Origin of the sequence: Streptomyces sp. NPDC058685 (genome assembly GCF_042714725.1) — a bacterium.
Lineage (GTDB): Bacteria > Actinomycetota > Actinomycetes > Streptomycetales > Streptomycetaceae > Streptomyces.
Genome location: NZ_JBHXSL010000005.1, coordinates 24,161 through 44,408 on the forward strand (window position 1 = coordinate 24,161; position 20,248 = coordinate 44,408).

A 20,248-nucleotide genomic window follows, 5' to 3' on the forward strand; every position below is an offset into this window, starting at 1 on the left:
CATGCCGGTGGATGCCGAACAGGCATGGAAGGATCTCCAGCGCATCCGCGTTCCGCAGGAGCGGGTGTACGACGAGTTCGAGCGCTCGGCGTCCGGCGGGCGCGGCATGACCTACGGCATGGCCGCGCTCATGTGGGTGTTCCTCGCCGGCGTCGGCATGGAGCTGCCCCAGTGGGGCGTCGGACTGTCCGTGGCCGCCTACGTCGGTCTGTTGAGCGTGCTGATCGTGGTGAGGAGCCGCAGGGGCCGGATGCAACTGCACCACACTCGCTACCCCGGGCGTATTTGGGCCGCGTTCGGTGCGGTGGCGGTGCTGGTCGGCGGGACGATCGTGCTGTCGGACCACCTGACCGAGCCGCTGGAGCCGATCTACGCCGGCCTCATCCAGGCCACGACCGCGGTGGCCGTGTACCTGCTCTCCCTCGGCCCCGCCAACCGCTGGGCGGCCGACTCGGTGCGGAGCGGCAGCGAACCGGCGGCCGACGAGGAAGCGGGCCGATGAGCACCCCCGCCGGCTTCGACGAGCTGATCCACCCCGCCACCCGACTGTCGGTGGTCGCGCTGCTCGCCGCCACCGAGTGGGCGGACTTCGCGTTCGTCCGCGACAGCCTCTCGCTCAGCGACTCCGCGCTCTCCAAGCAGCTGCACACCTTGGAGGGGGCCGGATACCTGGAGGCCCGGAAGGAGGGCGGCGGCCGTAACCGCCGTACGAAGGTACGGCTCACGGACCGCGGTCGCACCGCCTTCGAGGGACATGTGGCGGCACTCCGGGCCATCGTCGACGGCGCCGGACCCACGACCGGAGCCGCACAACAGCAGCCCCACGCCGAGGCGGGCCGATGACGACGTCCGGGCGCGCCGACGTCCAGCCCGTGGTCCGAGTCCGCGATCTGAGCATGGCGTACGGCGCTGTCGACGTCTTGCGCGGCGTCGATCTGGACATCCACCGCGGCGAGGTCTTCGCACTGCTCGGGCCCAACGGCGCGGGGAAGACCACCACCGTCGAGATCCTGGAAGGCTTCCGGCAGCGCTCCGGCGGGGAGGTGAGCGTCCTCGGCACGGATCCCGAACGGGGCGGCGACGCGTGGCGGGCCCGGATCGGCCTGGTCCTGCAGTCCTGGCGCGACCACCGCCGCTGGCGGGTCGCCGAGCTGCTGAACCACTTCGCGACCTACTACCCCGACCCGCGCGACCCGGCCGAACTACTGGCCCTGGTCGGCCTCACCGACCAGGCCGGCCGGCAGGTGGACCGGCTGTCCGGCGGCCAGCGCCGGCGACTCGACGTCGCGCTCGGCATCGTCGGCCGCCCCGAACTCCTCTTCCTCGACGAGCCGACCACCGGCTTCGACCCTCAAGCGCGTCACGAGTTCCACGTCCTGGTCGAACAGCTGGCCCGCGACGAGGGCGTCACCGTCCTGCTCACCACCCACGACCTGGCGGAGGCCGAGCGCCTCGCCCACCGGATCGCCATGCTGGTCGGCGGCCGGATCCGGGCCTGTGGCACACCCGCGGAACTGGCCCGGCGAGCCGCCGCCCAGGCCGTGGTCCGCTGGATGGCCGACGACGGGACGCCCCGCCGCGAACGCACAGAGGACCCCTCACGGCTGGTGTGGGAACTCCACCGTCACGCGGACGGCCCGATCGCCGACCTGGAGATCCGCCGCCCGACGCTGGAGGACACCTACCTGCACATGGTGCACCGGGAAGTTGACGGCACGGACGGGGCCGACGGCACGAACAGGGACGCGGACGAGGAGGTTCCGGCCGCATGAGGGGGCACACATGACGAACAGGACCAACAGCCGGCGTGCCGGGCTCCAGCGCGGCGGAATCGAGCTGCGGCACCTCCTGCGCAACGGCAAGGAGATGTCCGGCCATCTGACCAACGTGGTCGTCGCGTTGCTCGTCGCCGCCTACGTCAGCGACGACGTGCCCGGGACCCGAACCCCGATGACTCATCTGGTGCTGGCGGGCTTCGCCGCCTACCTGCTGTTCCAGGTCGGGCTGATCAACCTCCCGCAGATCCTCGTGACCGAGCGGGAGGAGGGCACCCTGCTGCGGCTGCGCGCCACGCCCGGCGGGATACCGGCCTACCTCATCGCCAAGTGCCTCCTGGTGGTCGTCCTGGCGGTCGGCACCCTGGCGCTCCTCCTGGTCGCCGGGGCGCTGCTGGCGGACGGGCCACTGCCGCACGGGCCGGGCGCCTGGCTGACGCTGCTGTGGGTCACCGCACTCGGGCTGCTCGCCGTCGTACCGCTCGGCGCGGCCATAGGCGCCGTACTGCCCAACCCCCGCGAGGCCCTGGCATTGATCATGCTGCCGACGATGGGGCTGCTGCTCACCTCGGGGACGGTGTTCCCGATCACCGCACTGCCCGTGCCGGTCCAGCAGGTGGCCGCGGTCTTTCCGCTCAAGTGGATGGCGCAGGGCCTGCGTTCGGCGCTGCTCCCGGACTCGGCACGGACCGCCGAGGCGGCCGGCTCCTGGGAACTGCCCATGGTCGCCCTCGTCCTCACGGCCTGGGCGGTCCTCGGGTTCCTCCTCGCGGTACCGCTCCTGCGCCGCGCCGCCCGCCGCGAGTCCGGCTCGCGGCTGACCGCCCGCCACCACAAGGCGGCACAGAGCGGCACGCCGGCCGCGTAAGCGGCCTCGCGACCACCGGACTACGCCGTGGCCCGCCTCGACGGCACAGCCCACCCAGACCCTGCGGGCCGGCACCTGCCCCCGCCGGCCCCGCACTCCATCGCCCACCGGCACAGCATCGGGTCCAGGGCGTGTCCGATGGGTCGGACTTGAGCGGTGGGTTCTCCACCGGATGCTGGGCACACGCGTCCGGCCCGTCTTTGAACGCGTTCAGTAGTGGGCCTAGGGTGGTGGCTGCATGCCTGCCGATGCTCGTAGCGCGACTCGCGTGGGCGGGGCCGGGCAGGGGCGGGGGTCGAGATGGCGCAAGTGTGGGGCAGACGCGAAGCCGACCGGGTGGGGGCAGCGCCCTCGTCGGTATCGATGGCTGTGCTCTGTGTGGTCATCGCCGCGTTGGCACTGGCGTGGACCGGACGGCTTGCCGGCCCCCCGGCGGGCATAGCGCTGCATCCCCTCACGCCGGTGGTCGGGCTGCCGGTGTTGTTGGCTGTGAGCGCGCTGCTGACCGCCGCATACGTCCTGCCGACTGTGGCTCTGGGGCATTGGTTCGGGCGGCGCGCAGGGCACGGGAGAAGGTGGTGGTGGGTGGCGGTCGGCACAGCAGTGGGGCTTCTGCCCGCAGTCGGCCTGCCCACGATGGCCCGAATGTCGCAAAGCGGGATCCACGAGTGGCGACAACTCGCCATGGACGGGTTGCTGTTTGCGGGTGTGCTCTGGGCCGCTTCGGCCCCGGCCTCCCTTGCCGTCCACATGGCCGTGCTGCGTGAAGACGAAGGACGTCCGGTCCGGCCGGTTGGTGACATCCTCCTCTGGGGGACCCTCGGGTTGTCCATCGAGTTCACCGCGTTGTTGGCATACCTCTGAGTCGTCGCCGACCGCGTGTCCGGGCTGCGTTCCGATCGGGAGCGAGGAGAAGTCAGAGCCATGCCTGGTGGGGCGCGGCGCTGGGTTCAACTGAGGCGACCAGCGCGAGGACCAGGTCATGCAGGGCGGCCAGAAGGCAGAAGCCGGGGCACCGGAAAGCGAGGACGGGCTCGGCCTGGAGCGGACCGTAACCATGGCGGCAGAGGACCGCGACCCCGACGAGCCAGCCCCAGGGGCCTCCTGCGGAGCAGGGCGAGACACGCCGGCCGGAAACCGAGGGAACGGGGTCGATGTTTACGGCCCGCGTTCTCAGGAACGAACGCGGATGATGGTCTTGCCCTTGGTCCGCTCTGTCGGGTTGAAGGCGGCGACAGCGTCATCCAGGGTGGCGACCTTGCCGATGTTCGTCCGCACCCGCCCGTCCCTCACCCGCTGGACGATCTCGCCCAACTGCGCGCGGTCCGCCTCGACGACGAAGTCAACCGCCAGGCCGTCCACCGGTTGCACTTCGGGAGGGCCGGCGATGGTCACCAGCATTCCTCCAGCTCGAACCAGACCCGCGGAACTCTTCCCGATGGCCCCCACCGATGACATCGAAAACCAGATCGACCCGGCCGACGTCTTTCAGGGCGTCACTGTCGAGATCGACGAACTCCTGCGCGCCGAAGTCGAGTGCCGTCTGCCGGTCGGCGGCGCGGCCGGTGCCGATGACGTAGGCGCCGGCCTCACGTGCAAGCTGGGTCACCATCGAACCGACTCCGCCGGCCGCACCGTGCACGAGGACACTCTGCCCCACCTGGAAGCGGCCATGAACGAACAGTCCCTGCCACGCGGTCAGGCCCGAGATCGGCAAGCTCGCCGCCACCGTGAAATCGACATCACCCGGCAGCGGCGCGACGTTCCTCGCCTCGACAGCCACGTACTCCGCCAGGGTGCCGTCACGAGCCCAGTCCGCGAGGCCGAACACCCGCTGCCCCACCGACAGCCCTCGCGTGCCATAGCCGAGCGCGCTGACCATGCCGGCCACCTCGTGGCCTGGGATCGACGGCGTGCGGTCCCGCCCAAGGCGATCGGTCCAGGTGTCAGGCCATGTCAGCTCACCTGGGGTGAATCCCGACGCATGCACCTCGACAAGAACGTCGTTCCCCGTCGCCTCCGGCTGCGGTCGCTCCGCCAACGTCATCCCAGCCGTTCCGGCGGCCTCGTCCGTCACCACAATCGCCTTCATCGGTGACCTCTCTGTAGCTGATCTTCGCGGTTCACGGCATGTCGGTCTGCAAGCTACGACCGTCGCCAGAGCTCCGCGTTTCGACGGCGGAAAAGCTGGTGTTGGGACACTGCCATCACTCCGCAAATCACCATATAACGGCGACTGTGCTATCGACCTGCGACGGGCACCAGTCGGCCGGGCAGGTGGACGGTTCCTCGTCAACGCGACCGCCGGCGCCCAGACTTCGCCATGAGGTCGGGTCGGCGCCTCGCGTGTATCGAGAACCCTGCTGGCGAGTAGCTCCGCAACGTCAGGGAGGTTGACCCCCGGCTGGGAGTCGAGAAGGTCAGTCAGGGCGGCGTGGATGCTCTGCGCGGCCTGAGGACCGGCGCCACGGGAGCGACGGGAGGTCACCTGATCATCGTGCGGACGGTGGGCCGGAAGAAGACTCGCGTCCTGTGCGGTAGCGCATCCCGGTTTGGGCTCGGGCGGCTCGACAGCCGGACCGGGCCGGTTGGCGGTCGCGGCCCGGGAGGCCCACAGCCATGGCGGCGCCGGCCACCCCGAGGGCAGCGAGAACCACGAGCGTGGGACCCATGGCCTGAACGAAGGCCGCACCGGACCCGCCGACTCCCGCGGTTCCGGGCGTCGCCAGGCCCATCAGCATCGTCGTCGCCGCGACACCCAGCGCCGGACCGATGTTCATCGCGGTCTGCTGGAGCCCTCCGGACACCCCCGCCGTGTTCACGGATGCCTGATGCACGATCACGGCGGTCGCGGTGACCATCACCGGCGCGAAACCGGCGCCCATGACGAGAAAGCACAGACTGACCGGTCCGAAGCCGGAGGCTTCGTCCAGGCGGGATACCAGCAGGATGCCGAGAGCGAGAAGCAACATGCCCGTCATGGTGGTCGCGCGGTACCCCAGACGCCGTTGCAGTACGGCGGAGGCGGGGGCACCCAGCACCATCATCACGGCCATGGGCAGCATGTGCAGGGCAGTCGTGAAAGGGTCGAGACCAAGGACGTCCTGGAGCAGGTAGGTACCGAGGAATAGGACCCCGAACAGCGATGCCGACGCCGACACCAGGACGGCCAGCGCCGAGATGACGGGCACCGAGCGCAGCACGGCGGGCGGGACGAGAGGGTTCGCGGTACGCCGTTCGTGCAGGACGAAGGCGCTGCCCGCCGTCACGGCGGCGGCGGCCGCGAGACTCGACACCGGCGTCCAGCCGCTGTCGGGTAGTCCCACGAGCGTGTGGACCAGGCACCCGAGGGTTGCGGCGAGAAGGAAAGCGCCCGGCAGGTTGAGCCCCCGGAGCCCTGGGCCCGGTCGCCGGGTCTCGGGTATCGGCACGTACAGGGCCAGTACGCCCGCGGCGATTGCGGGGACCACGCTGAGGAAGAAGACCGATCGCCAGCCCATGTGGGCGGCGAGCGCGCCGCCGAGGATCGGGCCGGCCGCGACCGCGACGCCGATGGCACTGGTGCGCAGCGCGATGGGCATCGCGAGTCGGCCGGGCGGGTATGCGGCGCGCAGCATCCCGAGGGTGGCCGGCTGGAGCAGTGCTCCGAACACTCCCTGCGCGATGCGCAGTCCGATCACCGGGCCGATACTCTCCGCCAGGCCGATGGCCGCCGACGTGACGGCGAACCCCAGGACTCCGGTGGCGAAAATCCGTTTGTGTCCGTAGTGGTCGCCCAGCCGGCCGGCGAACACGAGGAGGCTCGCCACGGCGATCAGATAGCCGGTGCTGGTCCATTGGACCTGGGTCACCGAGGCATGCAGTTCACGCTGCAGGACGGGCTGTACGACAGTGAGCACGGAACCGTCCAGGGCGACGATCACAGCGCCGGTGATGCTGCCGGCGAGCGTCAGGCGCTGCCCGCGTGCGGGGTTCACCGGGGCTGCGGGCCGAGGTGCGCGTCCATGACTGCGCACAGGAGCGGTTCGACGTCATCGACCCCCGCCGCGACCTGCAGGCTGCCCCACCCCCAGAGTTGTGCGATGCCGTGCAGATTGGCCCACAACGCGCCCGCGACGACCGCGGGTTCCGCACCCGGCCGGGAGCGTGCCCGGGTAACCATGTCCACCAGGGCGGCGAACAGCGGCAGGCTCGTCTCGCGCAGACCCAGTTCGTTGCTCTCCAACAGATCATGACGGAACATCAGCTCGTACATGCCGCGGTCACTGCGCGCGAAGTCGAGGTAGATCCGCCCGAACACCTTGAGTTGCGCCCGCGCATCCGCGTCCGGCAGATCCCGGGCGACAGCCTCTCTCGCCCGCGACGCCAGATCCTCGAAGCCGTGGCGGGCGATCGCCGAGAGCAGGGCCAGATGCGTCGGAAAGTGGCGTCGCGGCGCGCCGTGCGAGACCCCGGCCCGACGGGCGATCTCCCGCAGTGACAGGGCCTGCAGTCCCTCCGTGGCCACAAGACCGACGCCGACATCCACCAGACGGTCACGCAGATTCATGTCCCGATCGCTCATAGACACTGTCTACACCACTTCCGTAGACAGTGTCTACTCTGGGGCTCAGCAGGCGGGAAGCTGGGTGCCCTCCCCCGAATCCTGCAAGGACTCCGGCCACAACCCGTCCGACGACCGCCATCACGCCGCGGCCCGCGGCGGTCAACGCCGCGCCAACCACGGAGCCGTGACGACAGGCGCGGGGGCCCCGGCCTTCGTCCGGAGTCCTGAACCTGATGGCGCATCACCTGCGCTCGTGCTCAGCGGCCAGTCGAACCTCCTCATCGTGGCTGACCACCATGAAGGCGCTCTGGTAGGAGTTGAGTGCGCTCTCCAACTGGCCCGCGCTCACCAGGTCGAACTACTCGAGCCGACGCGCACCTTGCTCCGCGACGGGGAGGCCCGATCAGTAGCCCTCCACCGCGCACCATGGCCGCCGCACCGGGCCGCGGGGCACGTGGCCCGCCCGCGCAGCCGGCCCGCGAAACCCCGGCTGTGCCCCGATCTCACCGCCGCACCGGTCCTCCGGACGGCGCTATGGCTCTCAGATCACCACTCCTCGGACGCCCCCGCAGAGGGGAAGGACTCGGTGATGGACACACGAGCGCGCCGCCACCGAGAAGCCGATCCGCACGCTCCGAGCAGTCCGATGCCGATAGCCTGGACTGTCTGGTTCAGGAGAGGAAACAACTCGTGATCAAGCTCCGTGAGCACCAGGTGGAGGCGAAACGGCGGATCGTCAAAGCCGGTGCCGCTGCTGCCCGCCTCGCCCCACGAGAGCAGGGTGTTCGCGCAACCGTCGTCTCCGCCACCGGCTCCGGCAAGACCTACACCGCTGCCTCCGCCGCTCTGGACCTCCATCGGCACGGGCGAGTCCTGGTGATGGTGCCGACGCTCGAGCTGCTGGTGCAGACCGCTGAGTCGTGGCGCCGGGTCGGCCACACGGCGCCGATGGTCGCGGTGTGCTCGATCGAGAAGGACGAGGTTCTCGACCGGCTCGGGGTGCGGACGACGACGAACCCGATCCAGCTGGCCCTGTGGGCCGGGGCCGGGCCGGTCGTCGTGCTCGCCACGTACGCCTCCCTCGTCGACCGCGAGGACCCGCACGTTCCGTCCGGTCGGGTCCGCGGCCCGCTGGAGACCGCTCTCGCCGGCGGCCCGGCCCTGTACGGTCAGCAGCTGGCTCCGTTCGACCTCGCCGTCATCGACGAGGCGCACGGTACCGCCGGTGACCTGGGCAAGCCGTGGGCGGCCATCCACGACGACGAGCGCATCCCCGCCGGCTTCCGCCTGTATCTGACGGCGACACCGCGGATCCTCGCACCGGCGCGGCCCGCGCGCGGCCGCGACGGGGAGGAGGTGGCGCTGGCGACGATGGCCTCGGACCCCGACGGCGTCTTCGGCGAGCGGATCTATGAACTGGGCCTGTCCGAAGCGGTGGAACGCGGCATCCTCGCACCGTTCGAGATCGACGTCCTCGAGATCGAAGACCCCGACTTCTCGGTCGGCCTGTCCGAGGACGCGCTGCGGGGCCGCCGCCTGGCGCTGCTGCAGTCGGCGCTCCTGGAGCACGCGGCGAAACTCAACCTGCGCACCGTGCTCACCTTTCACCAGCAGGTCGAGGAAGCGAAGGCCTTCGCGGCGAACCTGCCCGCCACTGCCGCCGACCTGTACGAGACGCAGGTGTCCGAGCATGCATTGGCCGAGGCCGACGCCCGCCCCTCATCTCCCATCCACGCCGAGCCGACCGGCTTGGAGGACCTGGCGCGGGAGCGGCATGTGCCGGCGGACCGGGTGTGGGCCAACTGGCTGTGCGGCGACCACCCCATCGCCCACCGCCGCGAGGTCCTGCGCCAGTTCGCGAACGGCATCCATGCCGACACCCGGCGCGTGCACCGCGCCTTCCTCGCCTCCGTGCGGGTTCTCGGCGAGGGCGTCGACATCGTCGGCGAGCGGGGCGTGGAGGCCGTGTGCATCGTCGGCGCCCGCGGGTCGATGGTGCAGATCGTGCAGAACATCGGCCGCGGTCTGCGCCCGAACCCGGACGGCACCGCCAAGACCTGCCGCATCATCGTGCCCGTCTTCCTCCAGCCCGGCGAAGACCCCACGAACATGGTCGCCTCCGCCGGCTTCCAGCCCCTCGTCGACATCCTCCAAGGCCTGCGCTCCCACGACGAACGCATCGTCGAACAACTCGCCTCCCGCTCGCTCACCCGTCAGCCCCGGGAGAAGAAGCACCACGTCACCGCGGGCGAGACGGGCGGTGAGGAGCCGGAGCCGGTGAGCGTGATGATGAACTTCGCCTCCCCGCGCGATCCGTCCACGATCGCCGCGTTCGTGCGCACCCGTGTCATCCGCCCCGACGCCACCGTGTGGCTGGAAGGCTGGCAGGCCCTGCGGACCTGGCGCTCCGAACACGGCATCACCGGCCGCCACGCGGTCCCCTACGACACGACCGTGACCATGAACGGTCGGCTGTTCAACCTCGGGGCATGGATCCACGAACAGCGCCGCAACTACCGCGCGGGTCTCCTCGATGAGCACCGCCGCGAACTGCTGGACGAGGCCGGCACGGTGTGGGAACCGGGCGACGAAGCCTGGGAGAAGAAGCTGTCCGCGCTGCGCTCCTTCCACCGGGCCCACGGGCACCTGGCCCCCCGGCAGGACGCCGTCTGGGAGGACGTCGAGAGCGGCGGGAGCGAACTCGTGCCGATCGGGCAGCACATGGCCAACCTCCGCCGCAAGGGCGGCCTCGGCAAAGACACCGACCGCGCCGAACGCCGCGCGACGCAGCTGACCGCGATCGACCCGGACTGGAACTGCCCCTGGCCACTGGACTGGCAACGCCACTACAAGGTGCTCGCCGACCTTCTCTACGCCGACGGCACACTGCCGTTCATCGAACCGGGCGTCCTCTTCGACGGCGACGACCTCGGCAAATGGATCAACCGCCAGTCCCGCGACTGGACCCACCTCACCCTCGTGCAGCAACAGCGCCTCACCCGACTGGGCATCGAGCCCTCCCCCGCGCCGCGGGCGAAGGCTCCCGCGACGAGGTCGATGTCGGCGGCGTTCCAGCGCGGCGTGACCGCCCTCGCGCAATACGTCGCACGCGAGGGCACCACAACGGTTCGCCGGCCGCACCGCGAGACGATCCTCGTCGACGGCCAAGAGCACGAACTCGCCCTCGGCATCTGGTACGCCAACCAGAAACAACGCCGCGACAAACTCACCGAACGCCAGCAGGCTGCACTCGCCGACCTGGGCGTGGACTGGTTGTGAGCCCGTCGGGCTGCGCAACAGGGGCCCGTTCCGCATCAAACCCCGGCCAGGCCGCCGAACCAGAGCCCCGCCCGCGCCGTCGCCTGCAAGGCGGGCTGGGCACACGCAAGCCTGACCTCCCGACGGACACGTGATGCTGAGTCGGTGTCAGCGGTGCTGTCTAGGGTGCGTACAGCCAGATCACCGATCGACAGCGAGGGGGAAACGCGTGAGTGACGGAATTCAGTGGCTGGTCGGCCTGGAGAACTGGATGTCCAGCGTGGTGTTCGCACGAGGGATATCCGCCCATGAGCTCGCGGTGCGCATGGGAGCCGACCCGCACGGGGCAACCGAGCCGATGACCGACTCCCAGGCATGGAGCCTGGAGATGGAGGGCTACCGTCCGGGCGCCGACGGGGACGGTGTCGTGCGAGTCGGTGAATGCGCCGGCTGGTCCTTCGCCTTGGAGTACGGCGACTCGACCGGCGGGGACCTGCTTGCGGAGATCTCTCGCGACGGAGTCGAGGCCATCCGCTACGTGCCGATGCAAGAGCACCCTCCGGCCACCGTGGAGTACGCCCGCGACGGACTGGTCCTGTGCGGCTTCGGCCTGCACGAGGAGAACCACCGCTACGGCAAGGAGCCCGATCTACTGATCCCCGACCTCGCTGCCGGACAGGTACTCAGCCCCGATGGGCAGACGCTTCTGTCTCCCGAAGACCCCGCCGACGAAGACTACGAAGACTTCAGGGTCACCTACCGGCGCACCCTGAGCGTCATCGAACGGCGTTTCGGGCTCAACCTTCCACCCGCCTGTCTGCGGGAGGCACGCCTGCCGGCGTACGCAGTCCGCGGAACCCCGAACATGATGATCTGACCGGCCTCACTGCGTTGGCGTCGCGGAAGCAGCGGCCGACCGGCTCCGTGGCCTTGTACACGAGTTTGGGTTCTGGTCCAACTCCTGTGGTGTGCCTACTCTCTGTGGCCGCTGATCTTGCTGACTCGTCCCGCGAGACCGTCTGGAAGCTGCCAGTGCCGACCTCGTCCGGGCTGATGGTTCTGGGCTGTGCGCGAGGTACTGCTCCGGCTGTTAAAGCTGCTCTTCCTGGCGGCTCCGGAGGTGGGCCAGGCAGAGCGGCTTCAGCGACGCCCCCGCCGCCGAGGTGATGATCCGGAGGACCGGACTGCGATCCGCCATGACCGGCATTGTCGACCGTCCCACCGACACCAACGTCAGACTGTGGTCACGGCCTGTCCTCCCGAAGCTACGGCGACGTGACAAGTAGCGCTCTGTAACTGAGGTGACGCTCGGTCATGTTTCGCGGCCCGATTGTCCCGGGATTTCCTCATCAAAGGGTGTTGCGAGGTTCTTGAAGAGGCGGGTTCTTTGAAGGAGTTGTTGAGGGTCCTGGGGGCTCGTTCCTGTTGAACGACATCTGATCTTCAACGCAGACGACACCGTTCTTCAGCAGTGTCAGTCCGAATGTCGGCGGTGTTCTATCCACCGCGCGGCAAACTTCGGCCTGGCGGAGGGTGTACCAGGCAGGCGCGGTTCGCGACGTTCGGCCACCGACCCTTCAGCTGCTAATGGACCTTGCCGCGTCTGCGATCGCTGTGCCGGCGCGGTCGCCGGTGCCCGGCACGTCCCTGGCGAGCGGGCCTGCGAGTGCGCTCACCGGGCATCGACCGGGTGAGGACGCCGAGTGTGAGCAGAGCGAGCGCCGGCAGCACGGCGACGATGATTCCCATCGGCAAGGCGTCGGTGGCGCCACCCGCGCCGGCCAGCGGAGCAAGTGCCCCGCCGATCATGAACTGGCTGAAGCCGAGCAGAGCGGCTGCCGACCCGGCGTGTCCGCCGTGGTCGGCCAGGGCCTGGGCCGCGGCGTTCGGCATGACGAGGCCCACGCTGGAGACCAGGACGAACAGGCCAATCAGGAGCGCGGGCAGGGGTGCCCGTGTCAGCACCGCGCCCAGGACCGTGGTGCCACCGGCTGTCGCGCCCAGCAGACCGGCGAGCAGCAGCACGCGGGCGCCGGCCCGGGCCACCAGCCGGCCGCTGATCTGGGCGGCCGCAATGAGTCCGGCGGCGTTGACGGCGAACACGGCGCTGTACTGCTGCGGTGACAGGCCGTGGATTTCCTGCAGGACGAACGGCGAGCCGGAGATGTAGGCGAACATCGCCGCGAAGACCAGGCCGTTGGCCAGGACGTAGCCGGTGAAGACCCGGTCGCTGAGCAGCTGCCCGACGACAGCCAGCAGCGGCTGGCGTGACGCGGAGGACCGGGTCTCCGGCAGTCCTGCGGCGGAGGCCGCCAGCATCACGGCGCCGAGTACGGCCAGGCCCACGAAGATCCCCGGCCAGGCCGTGACGCGCAGTAGCTGGCCGCCGAGGACCGGCGCGAACACCGGCGCCAGGCCGGTGATCAAGGTCAGTGCGGAGAAGAGACGTGCGGTGCGGGTTCCGGAGGTGCGGTCGCGGACCATGGCGTTGGCGATGACGATGCCGAACGCCCCGCCGATGCCCTGGACCAGGCGTAGGCCGACGAAGGTCCGGACGTCGGGCGCCACCGCGCAGAGCGCGCTGGCGATCGTATAGAGGGCGAGGCCCGCCAGCAACGGACGCCGCCGGCCGTAGGTGTCGCTCAGCGGCCCGGCGATCAGCTGCCCGATGGCCAGCCCGGCCAGGCAGGCGGTGATGGTGAGCTGGGTGGCCGCGGCGCTGGCGCGCAGGTCGCCGGCGAGCTCCGGCAGTCCGGGCAGGTAGCCGTCGATGGACAGTGGCCCCAGGGCCACGAGCGCTGCGAGCAGGACGATGAATCGGGTTTGCCGGCCGGCGGCGTCGTTGCTCATGGCTCAGTACGCCACGGTGATGCGACGGCGGATCGCGGTGCCGCTCTCGATCGTGTCGGCCAAGGCGATCGCGTAGTCGGCGTACGAGATGCGGCTGTTGCCGTCGTCGTCGGTGAGCAGGGTGTCCCCGGCGCTGCGGTAGGCGCCGGTCCGCTCGCCCGCTCCGATGACTGCGGCGGGCGACACGTACGTCCAGTCGAGGTCGTGCACGCCGCGGTAGAGGTCGAGCGCTTCGGACTGGGCCTCGGCATTGGCCTTCCACAGCGCGGGGAAGTCCGGGTCGTCCATGACCCGGGCGCCGGTCGGCGTGCGCAGGCTACCGGCACCGCCGATGGTGACCAGACGGGTGACGCCGGCTCGGCGGAGTCCGTCGATCAGCGCACGGGCGGCACCGACGATCGTGGCGCGGTCGCTTTCCTGGCCGATCCGAGGGCCGACGGCCGAGAGCACGGCGTCGTGGGAGGCGGCGAGGCCTGCGACCGCCGCGGGGTCGGTGACGTCACCGGTGGTCACGGTCAGGGCCTTGTGCTTGAGCCCGTCGATGTGGCCGGCTCGGGTGACCGCGGTGACGGTGTGGCCGCGACGCAGTAGTTCCTCTGTGGCGGGCCGGCCGATGTTGCCGCTGGCACCGAACAGGACGATCTTCATGTGTTGCTCCTTGTTTCTGATGGTCAGAGGACGGGCTGGCCGTCGGCGATGATCGCCGCGGTGATGCCGCGCTCGTCGGCGGCGTGCTGGAAGCGCCGCTCGATGTCGGGTTGTTCGGTGTAGAACGGCGGGTTGTGGAACAGGCCGTAGTGCATGGCGCAGACGGTGCCGGCGCCGAGTGCGACGGCGGCCTCGACGCCCTGCTCGGGGGTCATGGTCGCCGGGACGTTGGCCGCGTAGCCCTCGAAGTGGGCGATGACGCCGTTGACCGGGACGAACGCGACGTCGAACGGGCCGTGGTCGCGGGCGATCTGCCACCAGCTGCCGTGCCACTGCGTGTCGCCGCAGTGGATGACCCGCCGGCCGGCGCCTTCGACGACCCAGGCGACCTGGTCACAGTCGTTGCCGCGCCAGTCCAGCGAGGTCACCGGGGTGACGGTCAGCTCTCCGATGCGGCGTGACTGGCCCAGGTCCTGGGCGGCGGGGGTGATGCCCACCTCGTGCAGCGCCGCCGCGCTGGGGGTGTGGCAGCCGATCGTGCCGGTGGCCGCGATCCGGGCGATCAGGTCGTGGTCGTAGTGGTCGGGGTGCAGGTGGGTGATGAGGGCGTGGGTGCCGGGCGGTGTATCGACCGGGTCGACCGGCCGGTGCGGCGGCCCCATCACCGGCGCCAGCGGAGCGACGTTCTCGAGCGGGTCGATCAGCAGGCGGGTGTCGCCGAGACGGATCTCGATGCCGGCCCAGGCCAGCCGACGCACGGAAAGGGTGGGGGTCATGGGCAGCGACGCTAGACCGACGTTGTTGAGAAAGTCAACAAGAGAGTTTTGAATCTCAACGCCGCGATGTAGGGTGATGGCATGCGCACCTACGGGCAGTACTGCGGCATCGCGAAAGCACTGGACACCATCGGCGACCGATGGACCCTGCTGATAGTCCGTGAACTGCTCGCCCTGGGTCCGTGCCGGCACACCGACCTGCGCAACGGGCTGCCCGGGATCGCCAGCAACCTGCTGGTCGACCGGCTCCGCGAACTCGAGGAAGCCGGCCTGATCCACCGCGAGGCCGCCCCGCCGCCGGTGGCCACCACCCTGTTCTCCCTCACCGAGCGTGGCCGCGCGCTGGAGCCGGTGCTGCAGGAGCTGAGCCGGTGGGGCGTGCCGCTGTTGCGTGAGCCGGGCGGCAACGACACCTTCCGCACCCACTGGCTGGACATGCCCGCCCGGGCCCTGACCGACCACCGCCCCGACCAGCCGGCAATCGCCCTGCAACTGCACGCCGACGGCAGCGAGGACCTGGTCATCGAAGTCAAGGACGGCTCAGTGCACACACACGCCGGCCGGGTCGACCACCCCACCGCGTCACTGACCGGACCGCCGCACCTGCTGGCCGCGACTCTGCTCGGCGACCTCGATCTGAGCGCCGCAGTACAGCAAGGCCTGCGGCTCAGCGGCGAACGCGAGGCAGTAATGCGCATCCTGCCCCACTGATCGACCGGCCGCTCGCGGACCTGTCATTTGCTACAGAGAGAGGCTGTCACTACGCCGAAGCTTCGGGAGCACAGGGCCGTCACACGCACTTGCACGGCGGCCTTCACCAACACTGAGCGTCACCGCTCCACAGAAGTTGGGCCAGAACCCATTCTCGTGAACAGAGCCAGGCTCCGGCTTCGCAAGGCAACCGCAGCGCCGCTGGTCAAGGGAGCCATCTCTGCGAACGGGCACCCGAACACATCGTTGGCAGTTGCGGCGCCAGGGGTGAAGCCCGCTGCCTAGAGTTCGAACTCGATGTGCTCGACATCGGTGAAGCGGACTTCTTCCAGGCTGCCGGCGCGGCGGCCGCCGTCCTGGAAGTAGACCTCCTTGAGGGCGTCCGCTGCGATCTCCTGCAACTGCCGCTCCGTTGCGCCTTGTTCCTGGGCGGTGAAGAGGCGGGCGGCGTACTGGGGCGGGAGGGCGACGGTGAGGTGGCGGATGCGGTCCTGATCGGTGGAGCCGATGGGGGCGGTATAACCGAGGCGGGCGCGGAAGTCGATGACGATGCCCTCACTCGTGGCAGCCGTCTCCTTGGCTCTCTGCCTGATCTGTGGCTGCCAGCGCTTCTTCACCTCGCGCTCCAGCCGTTGCGCCAGATCCTTCCGCGGCTTCTTGATCTGGTCCTTCACATAGCGTTCGACGGTGCGCTGCGAGATACGCAGCATCTGGGCGACCTGCTTGGTGCTCTTGTACTGCTTCACCAGATAGCGCATCTGCGCACCCGCCGACTTGGGGATGGGGCGCGTGAAGGCCTTCTGGACTGCCTGCTCGAGCCCGTCTTGGAACGTGGGCATGACCGGCTACTCCCCCGTGTCCGAGTGGATGATGCTGCCGTCCTTGATGTAGCGGGCGAGGTTGAGTCCCGGGCCGTGTTCCTCGCGGACTCCTTCGCCCCACAGCACGCTCTGGGTGCCCTCGTGTTTGACCATCCCTGGGGAGACGCCGAGGCGGAAGCCGCCCGGTAGCGGCTTGCCTTCCCGGTAGGGCAGGAAGTCGAGCGGGCTGGGGCCGTCGGCAGCGTAGACGGCACAGTCGGACAGGACCGCGACCGGGTATTCGCCGGTGAACGCTGCGTGCTTCAGCATCTTGCGGTGCATATTGATACGAGTCTTGGAGATGACCGCGGCGCGGATGTCCGGCCGCCACGTCGGCCGGGCGAGCGCTCGCCACGGCTGGCCGGGCTTCCAGCCCTCGCCGCGCGGTCTCTCGCGGAGCTTGCCGATGCCGCCCTTGACGGTCGCCTTGATCGCGGAGACGACGATCGCCATGTCGGGGTCGTTGTTGCGGTAGCCGTCCATCGCCGCAAGGAACGCGTCCGGCGCCAGATCGGCGGTGACGCCGAGGTCGGCCATCGTCGCGACGTAGGCGTCGCGGAGCCGGTTGTACCAGCCGTCCAGGTAGCGGCCGTTGTCGTAGCGGACGTACGCCTCGGTCGGGGCGACGTCGTACCCCAGCTCGACCGCGTACGCCACCGTCGGTGTCGCGTACCAGGCCGGCCCGCCGGGCCGGTCGCCCTTCGGCGTGAACGGAGACGGCAGCAGGTCACCGTCCAGGTCGACCCACTCCTTGCCGGACTTCACGCGGGACAGGTCGACATGGGACAGGTCGACCAGCCACGCGCCGGGAAGCTTCGGATCGAACACGGGATGGGTGACATGGGTGGGGGCGCCGAGGCCGACGACGGTGCCGTTCGCGCCGGCCGCGAAAGCCATGTTCACGTCGATGCCGACCAGGTGCCGCTTCATGCACTCGTCATCGGTGAGCGGCCGGGCCCAGTCGTAGGCCTCCTCCACGAGCACTTCGGCCGGGCCACGCTGATGGAAGCGCGGCAGATGGGCCAGGAGCGGGTGCCCGTCGGGTACTTCACAGGGCGCCGGGTCCACCGGGTCCTTGCCCAGGGAGCCGGGGTTGTGTTCGCTGTGCCGCTGACCGTCCGCGTCCCGCTCCGACGCCCGGGTGGGCGGGTGAAGGGCCGTCATCAGCTCCAGGCCGGTGACCGCGGTGGAGCCGCGCGGCGTCATCACCCGGGTCGCGTATGTGCCCAGGACCCGGGCGAGATCAGCCGGCGGGAGGTGCGCCGCGTCCAGCCAGTGACGGGTGTCGAGCGCGTTCCAGGACGGAACGCACAGCTGCACGCACTGCCGCCTGCCGCCCTCTGCCGGGCGGTAGATCCGGGCCCATGGCCCGAACCCGCGCTTCGTCAGCTTCCACTCGGCGCGCACCAGCTGCTTGACCGCCATGTGGCTCTCGGGCAGGCGACCCGAGAGACGCTCCTCGTCGCTCAGCCGCGGCGGGAGGCCGAATCGCTCCAGCGCCGCTTCCGTGAGGACGATCAGCGGGTCGGCGTCCTTGCCGGACCCGGACAGCTTGGCCTGCCCGAGGTGCGCCTCGTTGAGGGTCCACTCGACCAGCGACGGCAGCGACTTCACGGGCACGTCCAGCACCAGCCCGCCGACGCAGTACGCCAGCGCCTGCCCGTCCTCGACGTCGACGACCGCGAGCGGCCCGTTCTCGAACCGCGCGTCCACGCCGGCAGTGGAGTGCGCGGCCCTCCTCGCCGCTTTCGGACCCGATCGCCGAGAGGGCGACGGAGCAGACCTTCCGCCGGCACGGTCGGGCGCCGTCGGCGCTGTCGTGCCTACTGGCTCTGATACCTGGTCCGAGGCGGGGCCCTGGCGAGCGGCGTCCGGCGTGGGCAGAGTATCTGCCTCGTCGCCGGAGGCGTTCGCCGGTGCGGGGTAGCGGTGTGCCAGACCGTCGAGCAGCCGCCGGTAGGCGTCCAGACGCTCGTCCTTGGGCTCGGCCCGCCCCGCCTCCCACGCGTCGATGCTCGGCACCCGCACCCCGAGGGCCTGAGCAACCGCGGCCTGCGTCAGGCCCGCCGCCTCCCGCAGGCGCGCCCGCTCAGCCGGCGCGGGCAGCACCGTGCCGCCGTCGACAGCGGCGAGCAGCGCGTCGACGGCAGAGAACCGCTCACCGGGCTGGTCCGTCATCTGCGATGCCTCCTTCACCTGATGCCCTGCCGGATCTCCTCGAGCCGCGTCATCAAGCGCTGATAGCGCTGTGACGCGGCCTGCGACGAGTTCAGACCCTGATGCTGGGCGATCAGACGCCAGTCCATGCCAAGCCGTCGCGCCTCAATCACCACCTGCGTCTCCAGCCGGTCGAGCTGCACGCGCATCTCCTCGAACAGACCGAGCGCCGCACCCACGTCGTCCGCGAGGACCTCGGGAGCGTGCTCAACGCCGTCCCTGCCGCCGGCAGCCGTCGCCAGCAGCCGTCCCACCAGGGCAGCGTCCTGTCCAAGTCGGCCCGCGTCTGTATCACTGTTCGCCGGGAGGGCATCTGCCAGCGCGGACAGGCGCTCGTGAGCTATGTGCCGGGGACCGGGTGCCATGGCACCAACCTAGCGCATCCAGACAATGAAACAACGAACTGTTTCACGGTGCACACCTTATCCCCCACGTGGGCTCATACACGGTCGCGCGAGGGGCCACTGATCGCGCACCGTCGTGTCACTCCCCGCCCGGGCTGCCGCCGGTGCGGTCCGGAGTGCGGGACAAGGCGAACAGCTCGGCGGTCACCTACTAATGGACCCTGCGGGCCGTGGCAGAGGCGAAACCCAGCCAGGTGTGGCGGTTGCCCCACCAGCACCAGCCGACCTTCGGGGCGTTGCGACGCTCGCGGCCGTCTCGCCCAATGCCGTTGCTGATCCAGATAGCCGGCGTGCGGGCGTCCAGGGTTCCGTCGGGCTTGCGCAACCGGGAGCCGATGGTCATGAAGCAGCGGTTGCGCTCGAGGACCGTCGGCTGCTGGAGAAGCCAGTGGATGCCTTCGGTGAGCAGCAGCGGGGTGCGACCGCCCCTGGCGAGCGTGGGCAATGCCTCCTCAGGGCTCCAGTTGGCCATGTGGTCACCGCGATCGAGGCCTGTGACGAGGTAGAGAGGAGCGTCGGGCACCTCGACGGCGCATGGGGCGAAGCTGTCGACGTCGGGCATGTCGGTGACCACGAAGCCAGGCTTGTCGTCGCGGCGAACCATCCCTGCGAGGGCGGAGGCGCACGCGTGGTCGGGGTGGACGGCGAGCAGCGCACCGCCGTTTCCGTGCTCGGCGCCTTCGGCGAACGTGCGCACCACGTCGGCAGGTACGCCCGCGAGTTCGTGCACCCCGAGCGCGATCAGGCGCTCTGCCTGGATGGCAAGGGGAGGGAGAGGAGGCACGACGACGGCGGATGAGGTATCGGGCAAGGCAGTCCCCCAGTTCACGGATCACGGCATGTGGCCTGACGTGAAACGAGGCCGCACACCGGAGTGTTCCCCGGCGCGGCGGAAACCTCCCGACGATGGAACACGATTCCGCACCGACAGCAGCACCGCAATCAGCAGCCGCGCCGACCTGAGTCTCCCTGTCTTCCGCGCCGACACAGCCCCGACCTATAGGCCCTGTACTCCCGAAGCTGCCACGACCGACAAGCAACTCAGGGTGTCGTCAGGGCCTTGGCTTCCGTACGGGGTTTTGGAACTTCGGTGCCGGTGAGGGTGACGAAATCGGCGTGAGCCTGCTCGACGGCTTCTGGGTACGCCTCGCGCTTGGCGTGTTCGACGAGCGCCCGGTAGATGCCGGCCACCGAGGGGAACGGGTTCTGAGAACCGATCCGGGTTCCGGACGGCCTTCCCGGCCCTGAAGAGGTCGTTTCAGATGGTGAGGATAGGAGCGACTGCGGGCGCCTATGCGGCGGTCCACCCGGCTGTGTTGGAGTACGACTCGTAGC

The 20,248-nt window shown here is 69.9% G+C and carries 18 protein-coding genes and 1 pseudogene; 8 read left to right on the forward strand and 11 right to left on the reverse strand.

Annotation, left to right across the window (positions count from 1 at the left end; translation table 11 throughout):
• The first annotated feature begins 1 nt into the window (after position 1).
• From ACFWU3_RS06010 to ACFWU3_RS06030, 5 genes are all read left to right on the forward strand, one after another.
• Positions 2-502, forward strand: a complete 501-nt coding sequence (locus tag ACFWU3_RS06010) for a hypothetical protein (protein WP_384432407.1) — start codon at positions 2-4, stop codon at positions 500-502.
• On the forward strand, positions 499-843 hold the full coding sequence (locus tag ACFWU3_RS06015) for a transcriptional regulator (RefSeq protein WP_384431789.1): 345 nt from the start codon (positions 499-501) through the stop codon (positions 841-843). Before ACFWU3_RS06010 ends, ACFWU3_RS06015 begins: the two co-directional genes overlap by 4 nt.
• Positions 840-1,772 carry an ABC transporter ATP-binding protein gene (locus ACFWU3_RS06020; RefSeq protein ID WP_384431792.1) on the forward strand — a complete coding sequence of 311 codons (933 nt, stop codon included), beginning with the start codon at positions 840-842 and terminating at the stop codon, positions 1,770-1,772. The genes ACFWU3_RS06015 and ACFWU3_RS06020 overlap by 4 nt, the downstream gene beginning before the upstream one ends.
• A gap of 10 nt (positions 1,773-1,782) precedes the next feature.
• Positions 1,783-2,643, forward strand: coding sequence for an ABC transporter permease (locus ACFWU3_RS06025; RefSeq protein ID WP_384431795.1), 861 nt, complete (start codon positions 1,783-1,785; stop codon positions 2,641-2,643).
• Positions 2,644-3,021: 378 nt separating this feature from the next.
• Complete coding sequence (locus tag ACFWU3_RS06030) at positions 3,022-3,507, forward strand: hypothetical protein (protein ID WP_384431798.1); 486 nt, start codon at positions 3,022-3,024, stop codon at positions 3,505-3,507.
• Positions 3,508-3,816: 309 nt separating this feature from the next.
• Here the strand turns inward: ACFWU3_RS06030 and ACFWU3_RS06035 are convergent.
• From ACFWU3_RS06035 to ACFWU3_RS06045, 3 genes and pseudogenes are all read right to left on the reverse strand, one after another.
• Positions 3,817-4,735 (reverse strand): annotated as a pseudogene (locus tag ACFWU3_RS06035) (NADP-dependent oxidoreductase).
• A 400-nt stretch (positions 4,736-5,135) separates the two neighbouring features.
• On the reverse strand, positions 5,136-6,620 hold the full coding sequence (locus ACFWU3_RS06040) for an MFS transporter (RefSeq protein ID WP_384431801.1): 1,485 nt from the start codon (positions 6,618-6,620) through the stop codon (positions 5,136-5,138).
• On the reverse strand, positions 6,617-7,207 hold the full coding sequence (locus ACFWU3_RS06045; RefSeq protein ID WP_384431804.1) for a TetR/AcrR family transcriptional regulator: 591 nt from the start codon (positions 7,205-7,207) through the stop codon (positions 6,617-6,619). The genes ACFWU3_RS06040 and ACFWU3_RS06045 overlap by 4 nt, the downstream gene beginning before the upstream one ends.
• Before the next feature lie 672 nt (positions 7,208-7,879).
• On the opposite strand from ACFWU3_RS06045, the gene ACFWU3_RS06050 reads away from it, so the two are divergent.
• Positions 7,880-10,468, forward strand: coding sequence for a Helicase associated domain protein (locus ACFWU3_RS06050; protein WP_384431807.1), 2,589 nt, complete (start codon positions 7,880-7,882; stop codon positions 10,466-10,468).
• 208 nt (positions 10,469-10,676) lie between these two features.
• Entirely contained in the window at positions 10,677-11,324 is a 648-nt protein-coding gene (locus ACFWU3_RS06055; RefSeq protein ID WP_384431809.1) for a DUF6461 domain-containing protein, read from the forward strand.
• Positions 11,325-12,031: 707 nt separating this feature from the next.
• Here ACFWU3_RS06055 and ACFWU3_RS06060 read toward each other — a convergent pair.
• Genes ACFWU3_RS06060 through ACFWU3_RS06070 form a run of 3 tightly spaced genes read right to left on the reverse strand, consistent with a single transcriptional unit; the run spans position 12,032 to position 14,721 of the window.
• Positions 12,032-13,297 (reverse strand): multidrug effflux MFS transporter, encoded by a 1,266-nt coding sequence (locus ACFWU3_RS06060; protein ID WP_384431812.1) that lies wholly within the window; start codon positions 13,295-13,297, stop codon positions 12,032-12,034.
• Positions 13,298-13,300: 3 nt separating this feature from the next.
• A complete protein-coding gene (locus ACFWU3_RS06065; protein ID WP_384431815.1) occupies positions 13,301-13,945 on the reverse strand; it encodes an NAD(P)-dependent oxidoreductase in 645 nt (214 codons plus the stop codon).
• A gap of 23 nt (positions 13,946-13,968) precedes the next feature.
• On the reverse strand, positions 13,969-14,721 hold the full coding sequence (locus tag ACFWU3_RS06070; protein ID WP_384431817.1) for an MBL fold metallo-hydrolase: 753 nt from the start codon (positions 14,719-14,721) through the stop codon (positions 13,969-13,971).
• Positions 14,722-14,802: 81 nt separating this feature from the next.
• Between ACFWU3_RS06070 and ACFWU3_RS06075 the strand changes: the two genes are divergently transcribed.
• The gene (locus ACFWU3_RS06075; RefSeq protein ID WP_384431820.1) at positions 14,803-15,432 is read left to right on the forward strand and encodes a winged helix-turn-helix transcriptional regulator; all 630 of its coding nucleotides are present in this window, start codon (positions 14,803-14,805) and stop codon (positions 15,430-15,432) included.
• Between the two features lie 281 nt (positions 15,433-15,713).
• Here the strand turns inward: ACFWU3_RS06075 and tpg are convergent, their stop codons facing one another.
• The 5 genes from tpg to ACFWU3_RS06100 form a co-directional block, all read right to left on the reverse strand.
• On the reverse strand, positions 15,714-16,271 hold the full coding sequence (gene tpg / locus ACFWU3_RS06080) for a telomere-protecting terminal protein Tpg (RefSeq protein WP_384431823.1): 558 nt from the start codon (positions 16,269-16,271) through the stop codon (positions 15,714-15,716).
• A gap of 6 nt (positions 16,272-16,277) precedes the next feature.
• Positions 16,278-18,470 (reverse strand): telomere-associated protein Tap, encoded by a 2,193-nt coding sequence (gene tap / locus ACFWU3_RS06085; RefSeq protein WP_384431826.1) that lies wholly within the window; start codon positions 18,468-18,470, stop codon positions 16,278-16,280.
• Positions 18,471-18,484: 14 nt separating this feature from the next.
• On the reverse strand, positions 18,485-18,763 hold the full coding sequence (locus tag ACFWU3_RS06090; RefSeq protein ID WP_384431830.1) for a hypothetical protein: 279 nt from the start codon (positions 18,761-18,763) through the stop codon (positions 18,485-18,487).
• A gap of 301 nt (positions 18,764-19,064) precedes the next feature.
• Positions 19,065-19,724, reverse strand: coding sequence for a DUF5701 family protein (locus ACFWU3_RS06095; protein WP_384431833.1), 660 nt, complete (start codon positions 19,722-19,724; stop codon positions 19,065-19,067).
• 230 nt (positions 19,725-19,954) lie between these two features.
• The gene (locus ACFWU3_RS06100) at positions 19,955-20,104 is read right to left on the reverse strand and encodes a hypothetical protein (RefSeq protein WP_384431836.1); all 150 of its coding nucleotides are present in this window, start codon (positions 20,102-20,104) and stop codon (positions 19,955-19,957) included.
• Between the last annotated feature and the right edge of the window lie 144 nt (positions 20,105-20,248).

Bases quoted from the DNA above. Each gene is read 5' to 3' on its own strand.
- ACFWU3_RS06010 (WP_384432407.1), top strand. From the start codon at position 2: ATGCCGGTGGATGCCGAACAGGCATGGAAGGATCTCCAGCGCATCCGC.
- ACFWU3_RS06015 (WP_384431789.1), top strand. From the start codon at position 499: ATGAGCACCCCCGCCGGCTTCGACGAGCTGATCCACCCCGCCACCCGA.
- ACFWU3_RS06020 (WP_384431792.1), top strand. From the start codon at position 840: ATGACGACGTCCGGGCGCGCCGACGTCCAGCCCGTGGTCCGAGTCCGC.
- ACFWU3_RS06025 (WP_384431795.1), top strand. From the start codon at position 1,783: ATGACGAACAGGACCAACAGCCGGCGTGCCGGGCTCCAGCGCGGCGGA.
- ACFWU3_RS06045 (WP_384431804.1), bottom strand. From the start codon at position 7,207: ATGAGCGATCGGGACATGAATCTGCGTGACCGTCTGGTGGATGTCGGC.
- ACFWU3_RS06060 (WP_384431812.1), bottom strand. From the start codon at position 13,297: ATGAGCAACGACGCCGCCGGCCGGCAAACCCGATTCATCGTCCTGCTC.
- ACFWU3_RS06065 (WP_384431815.1), bottom strand. From the start codon at position 13,945: ATGAAGATCGTCCTGTTCGGTGCCAGCGGCAACATCGGCCGGCCCGCC.
- ACFWU3_RS06070 (WP_384431817.1), bottom strand. From the start codon at position 14,721: ATGACCCCCACCCTTTCCGTGCGTCGGCTGGCCTGGGCCGGCATCGAG.
- ACFWU3_RS06075 (WP_384431820.1), top strand. From the start codon at position 14,803: ATGCGCACCTACGGGCAGTACTGCGGCATCGCGAAAGCACTGGACACC.
- tpg (WP_384431823.1), bottom strand. From the start codon at position 16,271: ATGCCCACGTTCCAAGACGGGCTCGAGCAGGCAGTCCAGAAGGCCTTC.
- tap (WP_384431826.1), bottom strand. From the start codon at position 18,470: ATGACGGACCAGCCCGGTGAGCGGTTCTCTGCCGTCGACGCGCTGCTC.